Origin of the sequence: Paraburkholderia sp. CI3 (assembly GCF_050436505.1) — a bacterium.
Taxonomy (GTDB): Bacteria; Pseudomonadota; Gammaproteobacteria; order Burkholderiales; family Burkholderiaceae; genus Paraburkholderia; species Paraburkholderia tuberum.
Map to the genome: position 1 here is coordinate 1,898,571 of NZ_JBNDMI010000004.1, position 16,502 is coordinate 1,915,072.

Below are 16,502 nucleotides of genomic sequence, written 5' to 3' on the forward strand. Positions count from 1 at the left end.
AGGTTCAGTTCGGCGCGCGCGACGCGCACGCCGATTGCAATCAATGGCCCGCATCGGCGACGCGCGTTTGCACCGCGTCGGCGACGCCGGGTTCGTGTTCGGCAGGTGCCGGGGGCACCGAGACAACCGACGCGGGCGCGGCGGTCACGCTCGACGCAGCAGTCCCCGGCGCGGCCTCGCGGCTGCGCTGACGGTCTGCGCTGCGAGCGTGTGACGGCGTGTCGGCTTTGAGGTCGGGGGTTTGGTCCGCTGCGGGTTTTTCGGCCGGCTTGTCGACAGGTTTCTCGCCCGCGTGGATCGAAACCTTGTCTGCCCTCTCCGTCTTTTCGGACTTTTCGGCGCGCTCCGGCTTGTCCTGTCCGCTGTACTCCACATGCGCGGCACGAATTACAGCCAACGGCGCACCGGCGGGACCCGGCGCGGCACGCTCGGCCGCCGGTCTTTCAGCGGCTGATTTTTCCACGGAAGGTTTGTCGGCGTGCGCTTCCAGCGCGACAGCCGCGCGCCCTTCACCGCGCGCGCTCTTGCGATCCGGTGTGCGCAAATCCAGTGCGGCCTGTACGCCGGTCACGCCCGGCACGATTTCCTGCAGGGCATTTTTCGCGGCACGCGCGCCCTTCGAGCGCTTCGGCTTCGCGACCACGGCAGGCGCCGCGGCCATTACTTCGTCGAGCGCCTTCTTTGCGGCCGCCTGCTCCGCCGCGCGACGGCTCGCGCCGGAGCCAGACACCTTGACGTCCAGCTTCGGCACCGTACATTCCACTTCGAACTGCTGATTGTGCGCCGCACCATGCGTGGCGACGACCGTATAAGTAGGCAACGCGATCTTGTGGCCTTGCAGATACTCCTGCAGCAGCGTCTTCGCGTCCTTGCCAAGCGTGCGTGGGTCGATATGGTCGAGAATCGGTACGTAAAGGCGCTTGATGACCGTCTGCGCAGCCTCGAATCCGCCGTCCAGAAATATCGCACCGAGCACCGCCTCGAGCGTATCCGCGAGGATCGACGGGCGGCGGAAGCCACCGCTGCGCAACTCGCCCTCGCCGAGGCGCAGGCCTTCCGAAATATTGAGTGCCTGAGCAATCTCGTAGAGGGACTGCTGTTTGACCAGATTGGCGCGCACGCGAGACAGGTCGCCTTCGTCGAGTTTGCCGAAACGTTGGAACAAAAGCGCAGCCACCGCGCAATTCAGAACGGAGTCGCCGAGAAATTCGAGCCGTTCGTTATGCGTGGAGCTATGACTGCGGTGTGTTAGAGCCTGGCGCAGCAATTCCGCATTGCGAAATTCGTAGCGCAAACGGCTTTCCAACGGAGATAGGGGCATGGGCAGAGTATAACGCGGGCGCCTGACCCGGCGGAAACACGGGGCGCCAGCGGAAAAAGCGTGGTGAAACGACGTTACCGCGAATTCTTAAAGTAGCATGACAACACGCCGCGACCGAGATAACCGGGTGCCGGTTATTCGCGCGGCGTGTGAGAAGCGCTCATGAAGCGATCAATGCACGCGACTCACTGGAAAGGGCCGATGCGCCGCAGATCGCTGAAGTTCATCCAGATGAAAAATGCGCGGCCGACGATATTGCGTTCAGGCGCAAAACCCCAGTACCGGCTATCCGCGCTGTTGTCGCGGTTATCGCCCATCATGAACAAATTGCCCGGCGGCACTTTGCAGATCACGCCACGCGCGTTGTACTGGCAGTTGTCGCGATACGGATAATCTTCCGCACCAACGATGAACGGCGGCACCGCCGGATTATTCAGAATCGCGTTCTTGCGGCCGTCGATATCTTCCTGGAACTGCTTCGCATAACCGAGACGCTCTTCGTCGAGATAATCGGGCAACGGCGTTTCAGGCACCGGCTTGCCGTTGATCGTGAGTTTCTTGTCCTGATACTCGATCACGTCGCCGGGCAGACCAATGACGCGCTTGATGTAGTCGACCGATTCGTCTTTCGGATAACGGAACACCACCACGTCGCCGCGATGGACCGGACTGCCCTGCGTGATCCTCGTGTTGGTAATCGGCAAACGTAGACCATATTCGAATTTATTGACGAGGATGAAGTCGCCCACTAGCAGCGTCGGCACCATGGAGCCCGATGGGATCTTGAACGGCTCGATCACGAACGAGCGCACGACGAACACCACCAGAATCACCGGAAAAAAGCTCGCCGTATATTCGAGCCACCACGGCTGACGCAGCTTGTCGTCGCGCAGACGCGCGCGCGTTTGCGCGGCGTTTTCATCGGCGAAACGCTCGCCGATGCGTGCCTGCTGACGATCGAATTCGGCGACTGCGGCTTCCGCCTCGCGGCGCCGTTTCGGCAGGAAAACCAGTTTGTCCGCGACCCATGCGACACCCGTCAAAACGACGAGCACAAAAAGAATCAACGCAAAATTCATAGGGTTCCGTTATTCAACTTATTTGTCTTCGACACGCAGAATAGCGAGGAAAGCCTCTTGCGGGATTTCAACCGAGCCCACCTGCTTCATTCGCTTCTTGCCCGCCTTCTGCTTTTCAAGCAGCTTCTTCTTACGCGTGATATCACCGCCGTAGCATTTTGCCAGCACGTTCTTACGCAATGCTTTAATGTTTTCGCGCGCAATAATGTTCGAACCGATCGTGGCTTGAACCGCTACGTCGTACATCTGACGCGGAATCAGCTCGCGCATTTTCGCCGCCACTTCGCGACCGCGGTACTGGCTTTGCGAGCGGTGCACGATAACCGACAGCGCATCGACCTTGTCGCCGTTGATCAGCATGTCGACCTTCACGACGTCCGACGCGCGGTATTCCTTGAACTCGTAATCCATCGACGCATAACCGCGCGAAATCGACTTCAGACGGTCGAAGAAATCGAGCACGACTTCACCCATCGGAATTTCGTACGTAAGCTGAACCTGACGACCGTGATACTGCATGTTGATCTGGTTGCCGCGCTTCTGCGTACACAACGTGATCACCGCGCCGACGTAGTCTTGCGGCATGTACAGGTTCACGGTGACGATCGGCTCGCGCACTTCCTCGATCTTCGACGGCTCCGGCATCTTGGCCGGATTCTCGACCATCAGGGTCGTGCCGTCGCGCTGCAGGACTTCGTAGACCACGGTCGGCGCCGTCGTGATCAGGTCCATGTCGAACTCACGTTCGAGACGTTCCTGCACGATTTCCATGTGCAACAAACCGAGGAAGCCGCAGCGGAAACCGAAACCGAGCGCCTGCGACACTTCCGGTTCGTACTGCAGCGACGCGTCGTTCAGCTTCAGCTTTTCGAGCGAATCGCGCAGCGCGTCGTACTGATTCGCTTCGACCGGATACAGACCCGCGAACACCTGCGGCTTCACTTCCTTGAAACCCGGCAGCGGCACGGCCGCCGGCTGGTTCACGAGCGTAACCGTGTCGCCGACCTTCGCCGCCGCGAGTTCCTTGATGCCGGCGATGATGAAGCCCACCTGCCCCGCCGACAGTGATTCGAGATCCTTCGACTTCGGCGTGAACACGCCGATATGTTCAACCGGATACTGCGCGCCGGTTGCCATCAGCCGGATCTTGTCCTTCGGACGCAGCGTGCCGTTGACGATGCGCACCAGCATCACGACGCCGACGTAGTTGTCGAACCACGAGTCGATGATGAGAGCCTGCAGCGGCGCTTGCGGATCGCCCTTCGGCGGCGGCACTTTCGCGATCAGCGCTTCGAGCACGTCTTCGACGCCGAGGCCCGTTTTCGCGCTGCAATGCGTCGCGTCGGTCGCGTCGATGCCGATCACGTCCTCGATCTCGGCGATCGCGTTTTCGGGGTTCGCCGCCGGCAGATCGATCTTGTTCAACACCGGCACCACTTCGACGCCGAGTTCGATGGCCGTGTAGCAATTGGCGACGGTTTGCGCCTCCACACCCTGGCTCGCGTCGACGACGAGCAGCGCGCCTTCGCACGCGGACAGCGAGCGGCTGACTTCGTACGAGAAGTCGACGTGCCCCGGGGTGTCGATCATGTTCAGGTTGTAGAGCTGCCCATCGCGCGCGCGATACGACAGCGCGGCGGTTTGCGCCTTGATGGTAATGCCGCGCTCGCGCTCGAGATCCATCGAGTCGAGCACCTGAGCTTCCATCTCGCGGTCGGACAAACCGCCACAAATCTGGATGATGCGATCGGCGAGCGTCGACTTGCCATGGTCGATGTGCGCGATGATCGAGAAGTTACGAATATGATCCATTCAGTGCCGATCAAGCGAAAAGGCGCGCCCCGGACAATAGCGGAGCACGCCTTGTAAGTAGGTGAAAATCTTATCTATTTTAGCCGAAAAGCCCATCGGCCGGCGCATCTTGCGAAGCCCGGGCCTCAAGACGGCGTAGAGGATGCGAGAAAATTACCGCGCGCATCGCAGTGAGCCGCGGCAAAAATGCGCATGGATCGCGCGAAACCAGATGCCGCGCGGGTGCGTATCAGGATGCCGCCGCGACACGCGACGCATGTGCAGCCAATGCTGCCCGCACGGGCGCTTCGTCGAGATGATAGTGGCACAGTTCGACGCCATCGCAAACCAGCACCGGCACCAACTCGTTGTAACGCGCTTCGAGCAACGGATCGCTGTCGACGTCGATCACCGCCAGCTGCGCTCCGAACTCGGCCAGCATTGGCTCGAGCGCAGCGCGCATGTCCTCGCACAGATGGCACCACGCGCGCCCATAGAGCGTGAGCGATGCCGTCTTCGTCATTTCTGCGCGCTGCGCGGACGAATCGGCACGAACTGCGTGTTGTCGCCGCGACGAACCAGCAATGCGACCATCTTCTGCGAATCGAGGTGTGAGGTCAGCTCGTCGAACTGTTTCGTGCTCGTCACATCCGTATCGCCAATCCGCAGGATGATGTCGCCCTTTTGGAGCCCGACACGCGCGGCCGGACCGTCGACCGCATCGATCTGCACGCCGTTCTGAATCTTCAGCGCTTTCTGCTGATCGGCGGGAATGTCGCTGACCGCGATGCCGAGCGCGTTGGTCGCGCGCTGCTTCGGCGCTTGCGGCTTCTTCTGATCCGCCTTCGCGACCTTGTCCGGCTGCATTTCTGCGATCGTGACCGGCAGTTCGCGCGTTTGACCCTTGCGCCAGATCGTGATCGACGTCTTCGTGCCCGGCTTCGTATCGCCGACCATGCGCGGCAGGTCCGTCGCCGTGTCGACCGAATGTCCGTTGAACTTCAGGATGATGTCGCCCGGCTGCACGCCGGCCTTATCGGCGGGTCCGCCCGGCTCCACGCTGCTCACAAGCGCGCCCTGTGCCTTCGGCAAACCGAGCGACTCGGCGACGTCCTTCGTCACTTCACCAATCGCCACCGCGATGCGGCCGCGCACCACCTTGCCCGAACTCTTCAGCTGATCGGCCACGCGCATCGCCTCGTCGATCGGAATCGCGAACGAAATGCCCATGAACCCGCCGGTGCGGCTATAGATCTGCGAATTGATGCCGATCACCTCGCCCTGCATGTTGATCAGCGGACCGCCCGAATTGCCCGGATTGACGGCCACATCAGTCTGGATGAACGGCAGGTAGTCGCCGGTGTCGCGCCCCTTCGCGCTGACGATACCGGCAGTCACCGTGTTTTCGAGACCGAACGGCGAACCGATCGCGACGACCCATTCGCCGACGCGCACCTTGTTCGAGTCGCCGATCGTGATGGTCGGCAGGTTCGACGCGTTGATCTTCACGACCGCGACGTCGGTACGGTCGTCGACGCCGATCAGCTTTGCCTTGAATTCGCGCTTGTCGGTCAGCGTCACGTAGATCGTGTCCGCGTCGTCGATGACGTGCGCGTTGGTCATCACGTAGCCGTCCGCCGACAGGATGAAGCCCGAGCCTACCCCGCTGTTCTGTTCGGCGTCCGAGTTGTCCGGTGAATCCGGGCTGCCGCCACTACCGCCGCCGCCGCCCCCGTTATCACCCCCGTGCGGCGATTGCGGTGACTGCGGCAACGGAATCCCGAAGAAGCGCCGGAAGAACTCCGACATGTCGCCGTCGTCCATACCCGGCGGCAGGCCGCCGCGGGAACTACCGTTCGACACGCGCGTTGTCGTGCGAATGTTGACGACCGCCGGGCCGACCTTGTCGACGAGGTCGGTGAAGTCGGGCAGGTTGGCAGCGGGAGCCGCCGATGCCATATGCGGCACAAGCGGCAAACACGCTGCCACCACTACGGCCGCGAGGAATTTGCGCACCGAGAAAGTCGTCATATCGTAGCAAGCCGAGGGATTTCAGGATTCGGAAGGGTTACTTCGGAGCTTTGTATTCTATGGCAGACGCGAACTGCTGCAATGTGGTTTGGGGCACTTCACCGAGCAGGGTAATCCAGAAGTCGCCCTGACGCTTGACCAGTACGTGCGTCGCGCCGCTATCGCCCGTGCCTTCCTTACGCGTATTTTTCTCGACGGGCTCGACGAACACCGAAATCGCTGCGAGGCCGTCGGAAAACACGGCCTGGTCGACCGGGATCGGAGGCTGCCCCGCCTCGCGCGACGCCATCGGACGACGCAACTGGCGGATCATATGGAAGCCCGGTACCGACGGCATGATTTGCCAACCCTGCGCGGCCATGTCGACCGGCTCGACGGGCGGACGCACTACCGTCCAGCCCGTGAGATTGCGGATGCCGTTGACGATGCCCGTCTTGTCGACCGGCACGCCGATGCGGACCTGCGAAAACGACAACTGCTCGAGCACCTGACCGCTCGGGTCGAGCGTCTGCGCGCGCAACAGCAGACCGGACTTTTTGTCTGCCCACAGCTTGTACGCGAAGCGGTACGCGTCTTTCGGATCGAGTTCCATCACGAGGCTGTCGACGCCCGCGACGCGGTCGTCGTCAAGCATCTTCGGCTCGTAGACGGACAGCACCTGCTCGCCGTTCACCGACAGCAGCGCAGGGAATGAGTCCTTGTTCTGCCGTTTTTCGAAGACCACGATACGCCGCTCCGGCAAGAACGTGTACATGTCGTCGTTGTGACGGAGCATTTTGCGCGGCTTGCCGTCGAGGCTTTCGAGCTGCTCGAACTCGCCGTCCGTACGCGTGGAGTAATGTGCGATGCGCGACGTCTGCACGAAACTGCCGCGCTGATAGACGAACGCGCCCTCGTAGTTCTGCTGCTGGGCGGCCTGATGGATGCGATCGAGCAGTTCCGCGGCCGTGCGACGGGCGACGGCAGGATCGTCTTGTGCGAAGACCCGCGGTGCAGCGGACAACAACACGGCTGCGCAGAACAGAAATGCTGGCAACCGCCCCCAGATAGTCGTTATATTGAACCGCGGAGTCTGCATCAAACTATTGGCCCTGCGTGGAGACTGAGGCAGCGCGAATCACCGGCATCGAGCCTGCCATCGCCGGTTGTTGCGCGAATTGCTGATGAGCTTCGAGGTATTGATCGAGGCTCGCGTCGCGAATGATGTTGGAGTCTTGCGCGGGCACCGAGGCCATGGCGACACGCTGCACCGCGTCGCCGTGCGATTGGAGCGAAGCGAGCTGGGTACCCGGTCCACCCGGCACGCCCTGCAGCTGCGGCACGACGATCCAGGTCAACGTAGCGGCCGCGGCAGCGACGGCAAGAGCCGGCACGACTCTCCTGCGCAGCCCGAGCAGGCGGCGCGCGACCGATGCAGACGCGGCGGCGGGCGCCAGCACATGCGGCTCGCTTTCAAGACGCGCGGCAAACCCGCTCAGAAAGGCACTGCTCCGTGCGGGGCTGACTGCCAGATCGTCGGAACGTAGCGCGTCGCCGATCAGGTGGTAGCTTGACCAGGCAGCGCGATCATCGCCGCCCAGCTCCGCAAGAAACTTGTCCAGATTCAGATGCTCTTCGCCGAACAACTCACCGTCGACGAAAGCGGACAGACGCTCGCCGTGCGAGCCTGCTTGCGATTGCATCGAGACCGACCCCATGATGCTCTCCATCTTCCAAATACCCCGTAGTGACACCACTAATCCAGATATTGCACCGCTGCCCCGCCAAGCCAACTGGACGTTCGGAAACGTCTACCAACGCTTGCCTTCGGGTGTGTCAAGCAACGGTCGCAATTTTGCCGCAATGGCTTCGCGAGCGCGGAAAATTCGTGATCTGACTGTGCCAATCGGGCAACCCATCATCTCGGCGATTTCCTCGTAACTCAAACCCTCAATTTCTCGGAGAGTAATGGCGGTGCGCAATTCTTCCGGTAAAACCGCCATCGCAGCATTGACCGTCTCTGCGATCTGCTTGCTCATCAACATCGACTCAGGTGTGTTGATATCCCTTAGTTGGTCGGCATCGGAGAAAGTTTCAGCTTCTTCAGCATCCGCTTCGGTCGAGGTCGGCGCGCGCCGGCCCTGGGTGGCAAGGTAGTTCTTCGCGGTATTGACCGCAATCCGGTACAACCACGTATAAAACGCCGACTCGCCGCGAAACTGCGGCAGCGCGCGATACGCCTTGATAAAAGCGTCTTGCGCGACGTCTTCGACTTCCGCGGGGTCCCGCACGAGACGCGAGATCAGCCGGAGAATCTTGCGGTGGTATTTGGAGACCAGAAGCTCGAACGCGGCCTTGTCGCCCTTCTGGACGCGCTCGACCAGCACCTGATCAATTTCTTTTTCGCTCACCTGATAAATCCGTTAACTATAGGGCGCATGGCGGGGGACCATTGTAGCGTCCCCCTCGTGAGGGCACGTTACTACGGTAACAGCGGTTACAGTCGTTACAGTCAGGCGCCGGCCGCACGCCGGCCCAGCACGGAAAGTTCGCGGAAAACAGTGGACGGCAGCGCGTCCGCGGCGAGCAGCAGGGAGCGCCTGCGACCCGTCGGTGCGCGCATGAGGCCGCGCCTTCGACCACCCTCGGGATCGAGCTCAAGCACCAGCAAACGGCCGCTCCACTGCGCGCAACCGACCATGCGGCCCCGCGCGAGCAACTCACCCGCGTGGTTCCAGGCGGAAATCTCGCCCATCGCGACATGCAGCGCGATGGCCTGCGCCGCGTCATGCCTCGCCGCGCAGAGCATGAGCAGTGCTGCGACGGCGAGCGTCAACGGAGCGGCCTGCCAAGCGCCCACTCGCGGCGCGAGACAGGTATAAACGGCTAACGTCGCAATCAGCACGAACGCTCCCACCGCGGCACGCATTGCGATAGAGCGACGCAGCGTGATCCGCTGCGCTGCCCTACCCAACGTTGCCGGTGCGGGGGAAAGCGCCGGCGAAGCCGGCGTCGTGAACCGACGCGTCACCCGAGATCAGGCGATCCGGCGCGCTTGAACACCAGCGTGCCGTTCGTGCCGCCGAACCCGAACGAGTTCTTCAGCGCGACGTCGATCTTCATTTCCCGCGCGGTGTTCGCGCAGTAATCGAGATCACAGGCCGGGTCCTGGTTGAAAATATTGATGGTCGGAGGCGACACCTGGTGATGCACGGCGAGCACCGTGAACACCGACTCCAGACCGCCAGCGCCGCCCAGCAGGTGACCCGTCATCGACTTGGTCGAGTTGACGACCATGTTCTTCGCGTGGTCGCCGAACGCCCGCTTGATGCCGGTCGTTTCCGCCAGATCGCCGAGTGGCGTGGACGTGCCGTGCGCGTTCAGGTAGCTCACCTGATCGCCGTTGATGCCCGCGTTCTTCAGCGCTGCGAGCATGCAGCGGCGTGCGCCGTCACCGTCTTCGAGCGGCGCCGTCATGTGATACGCATCGCCGCTCATGCCGTAGCCGCCGATTTCCGCGTAGATCTTCGCGCCACGCGCCTTCGCGTGCTCGTATTCTTCGAGCACCATTACGCCGGCGCCTTCGCCCAGCACGAAGCCGTCGCGGTCCTTGTCCCACGGACGGCTCGCGGTAGCCGGATCGTCATTGCGTTGCGACAGCGCGCGCGCCGCCGCAAAGCCGCCGATACCGAGCGGCGACACGGTCGATTCCGCGCCGCCCGCGATCATCACGTCGGCGTCGCCATATTCGATCAGGCGCGAAGCCTCGCCGATGCAGTGCAGACCGGTCGTACACGCGGTAACGATCGACAGATTCGGACCCTTGATGCCGAACTTGATCGACAGGTGGCCGGAGATCATGTTGATGATCGAAGCCGGCACGAAGAATGGCGAAATGCGACGCGGGCCGCGATTGAGCAATTCGGTTTGGGTGATTTCGATCATCGGCAGACCGCCGATGCCCGAACCGACCACCACGCCAATGCGCTCCGAATTCTCGTCGGTGACTTCGAGGCCGCTGTCCTGCATCGCCTGGATGCCCGCAGCCACGCCGTAATGGATGAAGGTATCCATGTGGCGCGCTTCCTTACCGGGGATGTAGTCCTCGATATTGAAGCCCTTCACCTCGCCGGCGAAACGAGTCGAGAAGTTCGACGCATCGAACTTCGTGATATTGGCAATCCCAGACTTGCCGGCGACCAGATTGGCCCAGCCATCGGCAACATTATTGCCAACAGGCGAAATCAGCCCCAGGCCTGTAACAACAACACGACGGCGGCTCACGGTAACCCCTTTTTCATAGATGACAAAAAGCAAAAGCCACAGCGGCCACAGGAATCGCCCTGTGTGCCCTGTGGCTGTTTAAGTCGGCAATCGCGCGGAAAGTTGCGCTGTCAACATCGCTGGCTCCTGCGTGGCAAGCGGCGCGACGTATGGTGTGCCAATGGACACGCCCGATAGCGTCGACCCTGCTGGCGCCGGCAAGCGGCACGGCAGGGCGTCATGCGCGGCCCGTGCAGAAACGCAGGCGCGAATGACCTTAGGCCTTGACGTTTGCGCGAGCGTAGTCGATCGCTTGCTGAACGGTGGTGATCTTCTCGGCTTCTTCATCTGGAATTTCCATGCCGAATTCGTCTTCGAGGGCCATCACGAGTTCAACGGTGTCGAGCGAGTCGGCGCCGAGATCGTTCACGAACGACGCTTCGTTCTTGATTTCCGCTTCCGCAACGCCCAGTTGTTCCGCGACGATCTTCTTGACGCGCTGTTCGATATTGTCCATTACCCCTCCAAGGGAAAAGAAGTTCAAAAATACAGGTGCGCGCATTTTATCAGGTTTGACCCGGCAAAAAAGCGGCGCATCGGGTTCCTGTCAACGCATGCGCCTCGTGCTTTCCGCAAACGCATCAAGGCGCGGATAGTAACCGAAATTGGTTACTGCATATACATGCCGCCGTTCACGTGCAGCGTCGTGCCGGTGATGTAGCCCGCTTGCGGCGACGCGAGGAACGCGACCGCGTGCGCGATGTCTTCCGGGCTGCCGAGGCGGCCGAGCGGAATCTGCGTTTTCAGCGCGGTCTGCTGCTCTTCGGGCAGCGCCTTCGTCATGTCGGTATCGATGAAACCAGGTGCCACGCAATTGACCGTGATGCCGCGGCTGCCGATCTCGCGCGCGAGTGCGCGCGTCATGCCCGCGACGCCGGCCTTCGCGGCCGCGTAGTTGATCTGCCCCGGGTTGCCGGCCGAGCCGACCACCGACGTGATATTGATGATCCGACCGCCCTTCGCTTTCATCATCGGGCGCAGCACCGCACGCGACAGACGGAACACCGACTTCAGGTTGGTGTCGACCACGGCGTCCCAGTCGTCGTCCTTCATGCGCATCGCCAGTTGATCCTGCGTGATGCCGGCGTTGTTCACCAGCACGTTCAGCGCGCCGAATTCCTTGACGGTGCCGTCGATCAGCGCTTCGGCCGCGGCCGCGTCGTTGACGTCGAGCACCGCGCCGCGGCCGTTCACGCCCGCCGCCTTGAACGCTTCGGTGATCGCCGTCGCGCCGCTTTCGCTCGTCGCGGTGCCGATCACCGTCGCGCCCTGACGCGCGAGTTCCATCGCGATCGCACGGCCGATGCCGCGCGATGCGCCCGTCACGATTGCGATTTGCTTGTCGAGAGTCTTTTCCATCTGTCAGTCCGGATGCCCTTCAAATAGGGCTCATTGATTCTTGTTGATTCGTCTGTCGAGGGATGCCGCGCCAGCGCGGCATTGCTCTGTCGATACCCGTTCGCGAATGCGCGCTCAGTCTGCCGTCACGAGCTTCAGCGTTTCTTCGAGCGACGCCGGATCGAACACCGACGCGCCCACGAGATTGCCGTCGATGCGCCTGGTCAAACCCGCAAGGACCTTGCCCGGGCCGCATTCGATCACGTGCGTGACGCCCTGCGCTGCCATTGCCTGTACGCATTCGACCCAGCGCACCGCACCAGCCGCCTGGCGCACGAGCGCGTCCTTGATTTTGGCCGGTTCGTTGACCACGGCGACGTCGACGTTGTTGATGACGGGAATCGACGGCACCTGCACGTCGATGCTCGCGAGGTATTCGCGCAATTGATCCGACGCCGGCTTGAGCAGCGACGAGTGGAACGGCGCCGACACCGGCAGCGGCAGCGCGCGCTTCGCGCCCTTCGCCTTCGCGACTTCGCAGGCTTTCTCGACCGCGGCTTTGTGGCCCGCGATCACGACTTGCGCCGGCGCATTGAAATTGACCGCTTCGACGACGCCCGCCGCCGACGCTTCCGCGCAGACCGCGCGCACCGTGTCGTCGTCGAGGCCGAGAATCGCGGCCATGCCGCCTTCGCCCACCGGTACCGCGGTTTGCATCGCCTGCGCACGGAAACGCACGAGCGGCACCGCGTCGCGGAACGCAAGCGCGCCGGCCGCGACGAGCGCCGTGTATTCGCCAAGGCTATGGCCGGCGACGAGCGCCGGCGCCGGGGCGCCCGCCTGCTGCCACGCGCGATAGATAGCGTAGGCCGCGGTCAGCATGACCGGCTGGGTATTGGTGGTGAGATTGAGATCTTCGGCGGGGCCTTCGGCGATCAGCTTGCCGAGGTCCTGGTTGAGTGCGTCGGAGGCTTCCTGAACCGTCTCACGCACGATCGCGTAATCGGCGAATGCGTTGAGCATGCCGACCGCCTGCGAACCCTGCCCAGGAAAAACGAACGCGAATTTCATATCGTCCCCAAAATCTGTTTAATCGGATGTGGCGGCCGGCCGCGGCTGCCAGATGGCGCGCGGTGTTATTCCGGCCGCACGGGCGCCGCCAGCGACGCCCCGGAATGCGTCGTCCCGCTCAGTAGCGGATGACCGACGCGCCCCACGTGAAGCCGCCGCCGACGCCTTCGATCAGCACGTTATGGCCGCGCTTGATGCGGCCGTCGCGCACCGCGACGTCGAGTGCAAGCGGAATGGACGCCGCCGACGTATTGCCGTGCTCGCCCACCGTGACGACCATGCGCTCCTGCGGCAGGCCGAGCTTGCGGCAGGTGCTTTGCATGATGCGGATGTTGGCCTGATGCGGAATCAGCCAGTCGATCTGCTCGGGCTTCAGATCGGCTTTTTCCAATGCTTCGATCGCGACCTTCTCGAGCACGTTGACGGCAAGCTTGAACACCGCCTGACCGTCCATGTGCAGGAAGGCGCTGCCGGCGACCACGCCGCCATTCACGTTGCCCGGCGTGCACAGAATGTTCGAATGGCTGCCGTCCGCGTGCAGCGCGCTCGAAAGCACGCCCGGTGCGTCGGACGCTTGCAGGATCACTGCGCCGGCGCCGTCGCCGAACAGCACGCAGGTGGAACGGTCGTTGAAATCGAGAATGCGCGAGAAAGTTTCCGCGCCGACCACGAGCGCCGTGCGATGCTGGCCGCTGCGAATCAGGGCGTCCACCGTCGCCACCGCATAGGCGAAGCCGGAGCAGACCGCCTGTATGTCGAACGCGGCACCGTGATTCTTGATCCTGAGCTTGTTCTGCAGCAGGCAGGCGGTGCTCGGGAACACGAAGTCCGGCGTGGAGGTGGCGACGACGATCAGGTCGATGGACTGCGGATCGATGTCCGCCGCTTCGATCGCTCGCTGCGAGGCGATCAACGCGAGGTCGCTGGTCGTGACGTCCGGCTCGGCGAAGTGACGCGCATGGATGCCCGTGCGCGCGACGATCCATTCGTCGCTCGTTTCAACGCCTTGCCTGGCGAGACGCTCAGCCAGATCCTGATTGGTGACGCGGTTGGGCGGCAGACAGCTGCCGGTGCCCAGCACGCGGGAGTAGATTGTGGATTGAGCCATTATGCCTTCGAGGATTGCGCAGCGTAGGGCTCGGCCGGCTGGCCTGCGATCGGGCTTGCGTGACCCGCACCGCTTGCGTCGCGCGCCGCCTGTTCGAGAGAACTCGCGTTCTCTTCCATCGCTCGCGCAAGGCGCTCCAGCACGCCGTTTTTGACGGCATCATACCCGCGTTTGATAGCCCACTCAAACGCGTAGGCATCGGCTGAACCGTGGCTTTTGATCACGAGACCGCGCAAGCCGAGCAGCGCGGCGCCGTTGTATTGCCGATGATCGACGCGTTTCTTGAAGCGCATCAATACCGGCAGCGCGAGCACCGCCATCACCTTGGTCAGCCACGAACGGCCGAACTCTTCCTTGATGATGTTGGACAGCATCTGCGCGAGACCTTCCGACGTCTTCAGCGCGACATTGCCGACAAAGCCATCGCAGACGATCACGTCGACGGTGCCCTTGTAGATGTCGTCGCCTTCGACATTGCCATGAAAGTTGAGTGTACTCGCACGCAGCAGTTCGCCGGCGCGCTTGATGATGTCGTTGCCCTTGATGACTTCTTCGCCGATGTTGAGCAGGCCGATGGTGGGCCGCTCTTTTCCTTCGAGCGCGGACACGAGCGCGTGCCCCATCTCGGCGAACTGCAGCAGATGCTGCGGCTCGCAGTCGACGTTGGCGCCCAGGTCGAGCATCATCGTATAGCCGGTGGGATTAGGCAGGGCAAACGCGATGGCCGGGCGTTCGATGCCCGACAGCGTTTTCAGCACATAGCGCGAGACCGCCATCAACGCGCCGGTATTGCCGGCGGAAATGCAGGCTTGCGCCTCGCCTTCCTTGACGCGGTTCAGCGCCACGCGCATCGACGAATCTTTTTTCTTGCGCAGCGCGACCTCGACCGGGTCGTCCATCGCGACGACCTCGGTAGCAGGTACGACGGTCAGCGCCGGCAGATCCTGAGCCTTGAGCTTCTTCAGCTGCGCACGAATCGCACTTTCAATGCCGACGAGCAGCAACTGCGCGTCGGGATGCGAACGAACGAAGTTGACGGCAGCGGGAACGGTCACGGACGGGCCGTGGTCGCCTCCCATGCAATCTATCGTGAGCTTTACTGTCATGGAGTGCGACGAATTTCAGACACAAAAAAGCGGCAGTTGAATGCCGCCTTTTTGCCGAACCGGGAAAATGTCAAGCGAGCCGATCGCTACGCGAAACGCCACAGGGCGCATCGCAGTCAACGATTAGTCGTTCTTCGTCTTGACGACTTTCTTGCCGCGATAGTAGCCGTTCGGGCTAATGTGGTGACGTAGATGCACTTCGCCCGTGCTCGGCTCGACGGCCAGCGGCGCTGCCGTCAGGAAATCGTGCGAACGGTGCATGCCGCGCTTCGACGGCGACTTCTTGTTTTGTTGAACTGCCATGACTAAAACTCCAAAAAATTTTCCGAATTCTAACACAGCCCGACACGGACTTAACCACTGGCCGAATGGCCAATGCGCCCGCATCGCGCCCCCTGCAACTGTTTAGCGCTTCTTGCCGCCCGGTTCGTCGCGTTTCAGACTTTCGAGCGCCGCGAACGGATTGCGCCGCTCGCTGGACTGGTCCGGCTTGCTGGCATCGCCAGCTTCTTCCTGCGCGGCTTCGTCGCCCTCGCCTTCGCTACCGTCCGTGCCCGAGACAAGGCTCTCGTGCACTTCGGGACAGACCTCGTGTTTGGGCACGAGCGGCAAGGAAAGCAGCAACTCTTCTTCGATCAAGTCGATGAGATCGAACTGGCGCGAGCCGACGACCACCTCGACTTCATCCTCGTCCAGCGGAAACTCTTCGGCTTCCGCCTCCGTATTGACGATCCGGTAAGTTGCATCGACGTTGAACGCCTGCGAATACGGCGTCAAGCACCGCTGGCATTCGAGCCACGCGGCACCGTGAATCGCCAGCCGCAGATAAGGCTGGGAACCTTCGGTGCCATCGTCCTGCAATTCCGGCTGCGTCGTCCCTTCGGCCTGCCATGTGAACGCGGTGTCGCGATCTGGCGCTTCCGCCGGGACTTCGTTTAACATGCGCGGCAGTTGCGAGACGCGCACGACACCCGCGGCCTGACGCCCGCTCCGCGCAAATTCGAACAGATCGAGTTCATGCGGGTCGGACAGACCTGCAGGTTTGCCAGGATGTTGAGTCATGTGCGCTCCTGCGTCGGCAAGCATGTTGCCGGGGTGATTCGCGAAGGATGATCAGATCCGCCGCGGAGATAATCCGGTGTGCGGGGCAGCCAGTGGGGCCCGCGGCCGTTGCGTTCACCCTGCCGGGCTTTCTTCAACCTTCCGGCTGCCGAAAGCCGCTGAACGCACCGAGACCCTTCAAGCGTAAGCATACCGTGAAAAGCCCGCAATCATATCCGTTTTGTCTTTTCGAGTCAAACACTTAAGCCCGTACGTACGGGAGCCTCGCGCGACCCCGTACGACCCGCCGCTCC

17 protein-coding genes are annotated in these 16,502 nt (G+C 62.2%); all 17 read right to left on the reverse strand.

Annotated features, from left to right (window positions below):
- Positions 1–40: 40 nt before the first annotated feature.
- The 17 genes from rnc to OKW29_RS30155 all read right to left on the reverse strand — a co-directional run bounded on the left by rnc (position 41) and on the right by OKW29_RS30155 (position 16,209).
- The gene (gene rnc, locus OKW29_RS30075) at positions 41–1,321 is read right to left on the reverse strand and encodes a ribonuclease III (RefSeq protein WP_429293629.1); all 1,281 of its coding nucleotides are present in this window, start codon (positions 1,319–1,321) and stop codon (positions 41–43) included.
- Positions 1,322–1,506: 185 nt separating this feature from the next.
- Complete coding sequence (gene lepB / locus OKW29_RS30080) at positions 1,507–2,400, reverse strand: signal peptidase I (protein WP_184028065.1); 894 nt, start codon at positions 2,398–2,400, stop codon at positions 1,507–1,509.
- A gap of 18 nt (positions 2,401–2,418) precedes the next feature.
- On the reverse strand, positions 2,419–4,212 hold the full coding sequence (gene lepA / locus OKW29_RS30085; protein ID WP_090801163.1) for a translation elongation factor 4: 1,794 nt from the start codon (positions 4,210–4,212) through the stop codon (positions 2,419–2,421).
- A gap of 229 nt (positions 4,213–4,441) precedes the next feature.
- A complete protein-coding gene (locus OKW29_RS30090) occupies positions 4,442–4,714 on the reverse strand; it encodes a glutaredoxin family protein (protein WP_184061411.1) in 273 nt (90 codons plus the stop codon).
- Positions 4,711–6,222: a DegQ family serine endoprotease gene (locus OKW29_RS30095; RefSeq protein WP_429293630.1), complete on the reverse strand. Its 1,512-nt coding sequence runs from the start codon at positions 6,220–6,222 to the stop codon at positions 4,711–4,713. The genes OKW29_RS30090 and OKW29_RS30095 overlap by 4 nt, the downstream gene beginning before the upstream one ends.
- A 37-nt stretch (positions 6,223–6,259) precedes the next feature.
- Entirely contained in the window at positions 6,260–7,300 is a 1,041-nt protein-coding gene (locus OKW29_RS30100; RefSeq protein ID WP_184071606.1) for a MucB/RseB C-terminal domain-containing protein, read from the reverse strand.
- 4 nt (positions 7,301–7,304) lie between these two features.
- Positions 7,305–7,919, reverse strand: coding sequence for a sigma-E factor negative regulatory protein (locus OKW29_RS30105; RefSeq protein WP_429293631.1), 615 nt, complete (start codon positions 7,917–7,919; stop codon positions 7,305–7,307).
- Positions 7,920–8,012: 93 nt separating this feature from the next.
- On the reverse strand, positions 8,013–8,612 hold the full coding sequence (rpoE, locus tag OKW29_RS30110; protein WP_006051939.1) for an RNA polymerase sigma factor RpoE: 600 nt from the start codon (positions 8,610–8,612) through the stop codon (positions 8,013–8,015).
- Positions 8,613–8,713: 101 nt separating this feature from the next.
- Positions 8,714–9,106 carry a hypothetical protein gene (locus tag OKW29_RS30115; RefSeq protein WP_409259013.1) on the reverse strand — a complete coding sequence of 131 codons (393 nt, stop codon included), beginning with the start codon at positions 9,104–9,106 and terminating at the stop codon, positions 8,714–8,716.
- A 122-nt stretch (positions 9,107–9,228) separates the two neighbouring features.
- Complete coding sequence (gene fabF, locus OKW29_RS30120) at positions 9,229–10,485, reverse strand: beta-ketoacyl-ACP synthase II (protein ID WP_184028047.1); 1,257 nt, start codon at positions 10,483–10,485, stop codon at positions 9,229–9,231.
- Positions 10,486–10,741: 256 nt separating this feature from the next.
- Positions 10,742–10,981 carry an acyl carrier protein gene (gene acpP, locus OKW29_RS30125; protein WP_004197638.1) on the reverse strand — a complete coding sequence of 80 codons (240 nt, stop codon included), beginning with the start codon at positions 10,979–10,981 and terminating at the stop codon, positions 10,742–10,744.
- A 152-nt stretch (positions 10,982–11,133) separates the two neighbouring features.
- On the reverse strand, positions 11,134–11,883 hold the full coding sequence (gene fabG, locus OKW29_RS30130; protein WP_090801174.1) for a 3-oxoacyl-ACP reductase FabG: 750 nt from the start codon (positions 11,881–11,883) through the stop codon (positions 11,134–11,136).
- A gap of 114 nt (positions 11,884–11,997) precedes the next feature.
- Entirely contained in the window at positions 11,998–12,933 is a 936-nt protein-coding gene (gene fabD / locus OKW29_RS30135) for an ACP S-malonyltransferase (protein ID WP_429293632.1), read from the reverse strand.
- 118 nt (positions 12,934–13,051) lie between these two features.
- On the reverse strand, positions 13,052–14,041 hold the full coding sequence (locus tag OKW29_RS30140; protein ID WP_429293633.1) for a beta-ketoacyl-ACP synthase III: 990 nt from the start codon (positions 14,039–14,041) through the stop codon (positions 13,052–13,054).
- On the reverse strand, positions 14,041–15,147 hold the full coding sequence (gene plsX / locus OKW29_RS30145; RefSeq protein ID WP_090801179.1) for a phosphate acyltransferase PlsX: 1,107 nt from the start codon (positions 15,145–15,147) through the stop codon (positions 14,041–14,043). The genes OKW29_RS30140 and plsX overlap by 1 nt, the downstream gene beginning before the upstream one ends.
- Positions 15,148–15,270: 123 nt before the next feature.
- The gene (gene rpmF, locus OKW29_RS30150) at positions 15,271–15,450 is read right to left on the reverse strand and encodes a 50S ribosomal protein L32 (RefSeq protein ID WP_006401275.1); all 180 of its coding nucleotides are present in this window, start codon (positions 15,448–15,450) and stop codon (positions 15,271–15,273) included.
- Positions 15,451–15,552: 102 nt separating this feature from the next.
- Positions 15,553–16,209, reverse strand: coding sequence for a DUF177 domain-containing protein (locus tag OKW29_RS30155; RefSeq protein WP_187627976.1), 657 nt, complete (start codon positions 16,207–16,209; stop codon positions 15,553–15,555).
- Between the last annotated feature and the right edge of the window lie 293 nt (positions 16,210–16,502).